The organism is Candidatus Krumholzibacteriota bacterium (genome assembly GCA_016932415.1).
GTDB lineage: Bacteria > Krumholzibacteriota > Krumholzibacteriia > Krumholzibacteriales > Krumholzibacteriaceae > Krumholzibacterium.
In genome coordinates, this window is record JAFGCX010000005.1 from 1 (window position 1) to 5,653 (window position 5,653).

Below are 5,653 nucleotides of genomic sequence, written 5' to 3' on the forward strand. Positions count from 1 at the left end.
CGATATCATAATCGGCAGTGAACGCCGGTGGAAGTTCACCGCTTCCGAGCACTCCGCCAGTGAGGTACGTTATGCTCTTTTCGGACAGTCCGTCGACCCTGAGAAGTTCGATCTCTTCGGGAACAGCCCCGGCTTCGCTTATCCGGTCGGCTACTTGCTGCGCGAAAGCCTCGATTGAACTGTTTCCCTCATCATACGCGCTGATCTTGACGTAATATTTTCCTTTCCAGAAATGGAGAGAATAATCATCTCCGAACGATTCGTTCCCCGTATCCGAAAATCTGCTTTCCGCCGTCCTGTACCTCGAGTAGATCCCGAATGCCATAAGAGGCGTCTCATGGGCGTATATCTCGACTTTTATCTCGCCTCCGGCACCATTGACGTAATGTTGCGCGACGACTTTTTGAAAATTATACGCGAGGAAATTCTCTGCCGATCCGTTTATATATTCCCAGAGGTCGTCTGCCATATATGAAATCATCTCTCCGTCCCTCTCCCACCCCGCGATCGCACCGCTGCCAGGGAGAAGCCCTTCTATGACCTCCTCTTCAGCCACTGCCGCTTCAAGCTGACCTGCCGGAGAAAGTGCGAATAAAAGAACCGCGGAAAGAATCGATAAAAAGATCTTTCTTAAAAACATCTCATACACCTTTCTGTCTCTGCCCGGGCGTGATCATTGTTTCCTTTTCCTATTATATTTCCCGGGACGGTTTTTTGCGCCATTTTTTTTCTTTTTTTCGGCCTGTTATGCGGCGACACTTAATCTTTGGTCATTACCGGTCTCGCGTGGTATATTTCTTCCAACCGGGAAAGGAGTATCAATATGGGGTTTTTCAAAAGGCTTTTAGGCCTCGAAGTAAAACCGGGAGAGCCTGTAGCTCTTCAGGACCTGGCCGGGTATAAAAAGGCAACGGGCAGCAATACTCCGTCTCTCGTTTATTATTTCCATCTCTGGTGTTCATCATGCCAGGTCATGGGAGGATTGCTTAACGAGATCGGCCCCGACTATACAGAGACTATCGATTTTTATAAACTCGACATCCACAAGGTCCCGGAGGCTGCCACGGCGCAAGCTGTCTCAGCTGTCCCCACTTTGATAATATTCCTTGCCGGGGAACCTGTCGCCAGGCATTCGGGACTTATCCCGATCGACCAGCTCAGGGAGTGGATAGAGAAGAATATCAGCCCCGGGATCTCGTGATATTTTCGGGCCCCGGCGTCGGAGTAAGACATGACCTTCCAAGGACCTGAACCTCTGGCCTTGCAGGGAGAAAAAATGATAAAGCATATCCTGGCAACGGTTCTGCTTGCCGGATTGATCTCGGGAAACGCGTTGTCACAGGAGAGGGAAAGCGAATATTATTTCAAACTGTCCGGCGGGGTCAGTCAGCCATATCTGCGGAATCTTTCCGACGAACTGGCCGCCCAGGGGCGCGACGGCTTATCCCCCGGGTATTGCGCGGCGGTATCTCTGGGCCGTTCGCTGATGGAAGGAAAATGGTCTTTTGAGATCGGCATGAACCTCTCGCGCTATCCTTCTTTCCGGTACGAAAATGAATTCCAGGATTTCAGTGGTACGATCGTTCATTATGGCTTCGCCGTCATAGCAAAAAGATGCCTGAGGCCCGGGAAAGAGAGTCTCGTCCCTTATGTCGGGGTCGGCATAGGTTACGGCAAGACGCAGCTTTCGGGAGAGGCGGGAAAGCTTGACGGCCCGGAGGCGATAATTCTTCTTCAGCTTGAACACAGGGTCGGCCAATATATCGATATAATGGCTGAATCTGTCTGGACGCCTCTTATCCTCAACGAAAGATACAGTTCTCCTTTCACCGTGGAAAGCGATTATGATGGTATAATCGACCGTTATGAAAGGGATATGAACGACGGTTTTTCCTCAATCGAGCTGCGGATAGGAATAAAGGTGTGGCTTAAGCCTCCCAGAAAATATTAAGGATCGCAAGGTCCCGCCTGGGAGAAGGTTCCGGAGGTCCCGTCATGTCAAAGATCAGCGCCGTTATAATTTTTTTCTTCGTGATCCTTACCGGATGCGGCATCCATTCCTCTGACAGGGAGAATAAACGGGTCGGAGGATGCGCGCTCGACACGATACGGGCCGGGCTTGAGATGAATGATCTGTCCGTTTTGCAGCAAACTCCCTTCAGAATAACGATCAAATCTACCAGTGACCGGGGAAAAGCCGCATTTACAATCTACGCCCTCGATCTTACCGCGAGACTCGATTCCCTCGATATCCCGATCGCCGGGCGTTCCGATATCATTCACGTCGTAAGTGGCCCGTGCTGGCCCGAATTCAGCGTTATTTTCCGGATCGCTCCACCTGCCGATGATATTCTCGATCTTCTCCGCCTGAATCTTCTCACCGGAGAGATCGGTGGCCACGCGCCCCGGGAAAACAGGCCGGAAAATTTCGGCGCCTTCTTCATAACCGCCGGCAGAGGATCAAGTGATCTGTGGACAGTCTGGTATGAGGAGGATGATTGATCAGTCACCGGGATCGCGGAGCCACTCCGGAACAGGGGCCGGCCTGAACTTTGCTCCATATACAATATCATCTCCGAGGACCAGGGCTCTCCTTATCCACGGCAGATTGACAGCCGCCGAAGCGATCATCCTGTGAAAGAGGGTCGGTGGTTTCGTCCAGGGACATACCGACTGGCAGATCGAACAGGTATACCCGGTATGACCCCAGTACTTAAGACACGCCTCGGGGTCTATCTGCCATTTTCGGATCCCCCTTACAACGATCTTCTCTCCGCGCGAGATCGCCCCCGAGGGACAGTTCACGGCGCATTTTTTACATTTATCGCAAAAATCCTGTATTCCAAGATCGACCGGTTCGTCGAATTCGAGAGGCATCGCGGTCGTGACGGTCGAAAGCCGGAAATTGGCCCCCAGCCTCCTGCTTACAAGATACCCCGACCTGGCCAGCTCTCCGATACCGGCATCTACCGCTACGGGCACAGCCAGGATGCAGTAATTCCTGAGGTGGTGCGCACGCGCGGGGTATCCAAGCGCCCTTATGAACCTGGCAAGCTGCACGGAGACGAGGACCGACCTGGCATATATTCTGCCCGTCTCAAGATCGACAGCGCGGCTCGACCCGGTATCGATCATCGCCTTCGACTGCCGGAAAGCCATTGAAATAGCGCAGTTATGATCCAGTTCTATCCGCTCTCCATACCTTGCCCCCTGGTAATTCTCCGGAATACCCTCGAAGTATGGGGGGTTGGCGTATCCCCCGTTAAAAAAAGGCCTCGACCCCCTGTGCGAATAGACCCATTCCTTTTTCAGGGGCCCGATACGCACATCGTCAGCTCCGAGAAACAGTGCGAATTCCCTGATCTTTTCTTTCGCCTCTTCAGGATTCCATCTGGCCTTTTCCCTCGCGGGAAGGCCATCGACCATGTCTGGAAGAGCAAGCGCCGCTGAGGGTATGAACTGCGATTCATAGATAGCCCTGGCGATCTCATCTGTGTCGGACGACCTTTCCATCTTAGCCCTGATAAAACGGGCAAGTCGCCTGTCGATCTCGATCTTTTCGGGATGGACAAGATGGTATTCGACTTCCTCGACGCTTCCTTCCACAAGCGCCTCGCGCGAGAAGACGGTATCCCTCTCGTCGAACCTCGATATCTCCCCCTCGATCGTGTATGTCGGTATCGCCGTCATTCCCCGTTTCCTTCAAGATATGAGTAACTCCATGGATAATATAGATATTCCCGGCACAATACCAATAAATTCTTCCTCCCGGCTGTTGAAGGAATCCATTGATATTTACAGGCGTTTACTGTACATTATAAAAGCTGTGTCTTACAGACGCTTTTTACTGCTACTAATAAATTATACACCCCCCAGGAGGAAACCCGATATGGAAATGCTGCTTTCCGGAAACCAGGCGATAGCCCGCGGCATGTACGAGTACGGCGGCGAGTTCGCCTCTGCATATCCCGGAACACCGAGCACCGAGATCCTAGAGACGATCGCGCGGTTTTTTAAGGACGACGTCTATGCCGAATGGGCGATAAATGAAAAGGTAGCTCTCGAAGTCGCTGTCGGAGCAAGTTACGGCGGCGCCAGGTCCCTTGCCGCGATGAAGCATGTCGGCCTTAACGTCGCGGCCGATCCTTTTATGACTCTTTCATATACAGGCGTCAATGCCGGCCTTGTAATAATCTCTGCAGACGATCCGAGCCTGCATTCATCGCAGAACGAGCAGGATAACAGGTTCTATGGAAAATTCGCCTCGATCCCCGTTCTCGAACCGTCGACAAGCCAGGAAGCAAAGGATTTCGTAAAGTACTCGTTCGAGATAAGCGAAGAGTTCGACACTCCGGTCCTCCTGAGAGTCACGACCCGTATCTGCCATTCGAAGGGTCTCGTCTCCATAGGAGAGCGGGAAACGGTGGAAAAGGGAGGTTTTGTACCAGATATTGAAAAATATGTAATGGTCCCCGCACACGCGATCAAAAGGCACAGACTCGTTATCGAACGGCTGGAAAAACTCAAGGCTTACGCCGAAAAGACCGACCTCAACCGGATAGAATGGAAAGACAAGAAAATCGGGATCGTGACGGGAAGCGTCGCCTACCAGTACGCCCGCGAAGCGATGCCTGAAGCGAGCATACTCAAACTCGGCATGGGATTCCCTCTTCCTATGGAGAAGATAAGGGCTTTTGCCGCTGAAGTAGACCAGCTTTTCGTTGTTGAAGAACTCGAATCGTTCTACGAAGAGATGATCGCGGCTGCGGGAATAAAAGTCGAAGGTAAAAAATATTTCTCAAACTTTATGGAACTCAATATTGACAGGGTCCGGGAAGGGTTCGTAAAGGCCGGTGTACTCGACAGTTCCGTTCTCAAATCGATTCCGGAGACGGAAGCTGTCCTTCCAAGGCCGCCGGTACTCTGTTCGGGCTGCCCGCACAGGGGCCTTATGGTGGCTCTTAAAAAGATAGGCGTCTACACTACCGGAGATATCGGATGTTATACCCTTGGAGGGCTGCCCCCGCTGAGCCAGATACACACATGCCTCTGCATGGGAGCCTCCATCGGTCACGCCTTCGGTATCGAGAAAGCGGGAAAGACCGAAAAGAAAGCTGTCGCCCTTCTCGGAGACAGCACATTCCTTCATTCCGGCATTACCGGCCTGGCCAGCGCCGTCTTTAACAAGAGCACGATCACTGTCGTGATCGCCGATAATGGGATAACGGCAATGACCGGGGGCCAGGACAATCCAGCGACGCTCAAGACTCTTATGGGTGAAAAGACCAAACCTGTCGATCTGGTGAAGCTCTGCGAATCCCTCGGCGTTGAACATGTAAGGACTGTCGATCCCTATGACCTCGATGAGACGGTATCGGTCCTGAAGGAAGAAGTGGATCGCGATGACCTTTCGGTGGTAATAACGACAAGGCCTTGCATGCTCTTCCCTTCGAAGATCAGGGATATCCCTTACACGGTAGTGACTGATAAATGTATAGCATGTCATGCCTGTTTCAGGGTCGGCTGCCCCTCGATCTCAGCCGCTCCGGAGACTAACGAGAAGGGTAAGCATAAATCGTTGATAGACACGACCACCTGCACCGGATGTACTATCTGCGCCCAGGTATGCCCTGTCGGAGCTATAGTCAAGGTC

Annotated in this window: 6 protein-coding genes; 4 read left to right on the forward strand and 2 right to left on the reverse strand. The window is 52.2% G+C overall.

Features of this window, described 5'->3' with window-relative positions; all coding sequences use genetic code 11:
* Window positions 1-640: hypothetical protein (locus tag JW814_00540; GenBank protein MBN2069914.1), on the reverse strand; the 640-nt coding region annotated here is incomplete at its 3' end.
* Between the two features lie 183 nt (window positions 641-823).
* Between JW814_00540 and JW814_00545 the strand changes: the two genes are divergently transcribed.
* The 3 genes from JW814_00545 to JW814_00555 all read left to right on the forward strand — a co-directional run bounded on the left by JW814_00545 (window position 824) and on the right by JW814_00555 (window position 2,502).
* Window positions 824-1,201 carry a hypothetical protein gene (locus JW814_00545; protein ID MBN2069915.1) on the forward strand — a complete coding sequence of 126 codons (378 nt, stop codon included), beginning with the start codon at window positions 824-826 and terminating at the stop codon, window positions 1,199-1,201.
* 75 nt (window positions 1,202-1,276) lie between these two features.
* Window positions 1,277-1,951 (forward strand): hypothetical protein, encoded by a 675-nt coding sequence (locus JW814_00550; protein ID MBN2069916.1) that lies wholly within the window; start codon window positions 1,277-1,279, stop codon window positions 1,949-1,951.
* Between the two features lie 44 nt (window positions 1,952-1,995).
* Window positions 1,996-2,502: a hypothetical protein gene (locus JW814_00555; GenBank protein ID MBN2069917.1), complete on the forward strand. Its 507-nt coding sequence runs from the start codon at window positions 1,996-1,998 to the stop codon at window positions 2,500-2,502.
* On the opposite strand, the gene JW814_00560 is transcribed toward JW814_00555, so the two are convergent.
* Window positions 2,503-3,690, reverse strand: a complete 1,188-nt coding sequence (locus tag JW814_00560) for a reductive dehalogenase (protein MBN2069918.1) — start codon at window positions 3,688-3,690, stop codon at window positions 2,503-2,505. It abuts the gene before it with no gap.
* A 199-nt stretch (window positions 3,691-3,889) separates the two neighbouring features.
* Between JW814_00560 and iorA the strand changes: the two genes are divergently transcribed.
* The coding region (iorA, locus tag JW814_00565) for an indolepyruvate ferredoxin oxidoreductase subunit alpha (protein MBN2069919.1) at window positions 3,890-5,653 on the forward strand (1,764 nt) is incomplete at its 3' end.

Coding starts and splice junctions, on each gene's coding strand:
- JW814_00545 (MBN2069915.1), top strand. CDS start 824: ATGGGGTTTTTCAAAAGGCTTTTAGGCCTCGAAGTAAAACCGGGAGAG.
- JW814_00550 (MBN2069916.1), top strand. CDS start 1,277: ATGATAAAGCATATCCTGGCAACGGTTCTGCTTGCCGGATTGATCTCG.
- JW814_00555 (MBN2069917.1), top strand. CDS start 1,996: ATGTCAAAGATCAGCGCCGTTATAATTTTTTTCTTCGTGATCCTTACC.
- JW814_00560 (MBN2069918.1), bottom strand. CDS start 3,690: ATGACGGCGATACCGACATACACGATCGAGGGGGAGATATCGAGGTTC.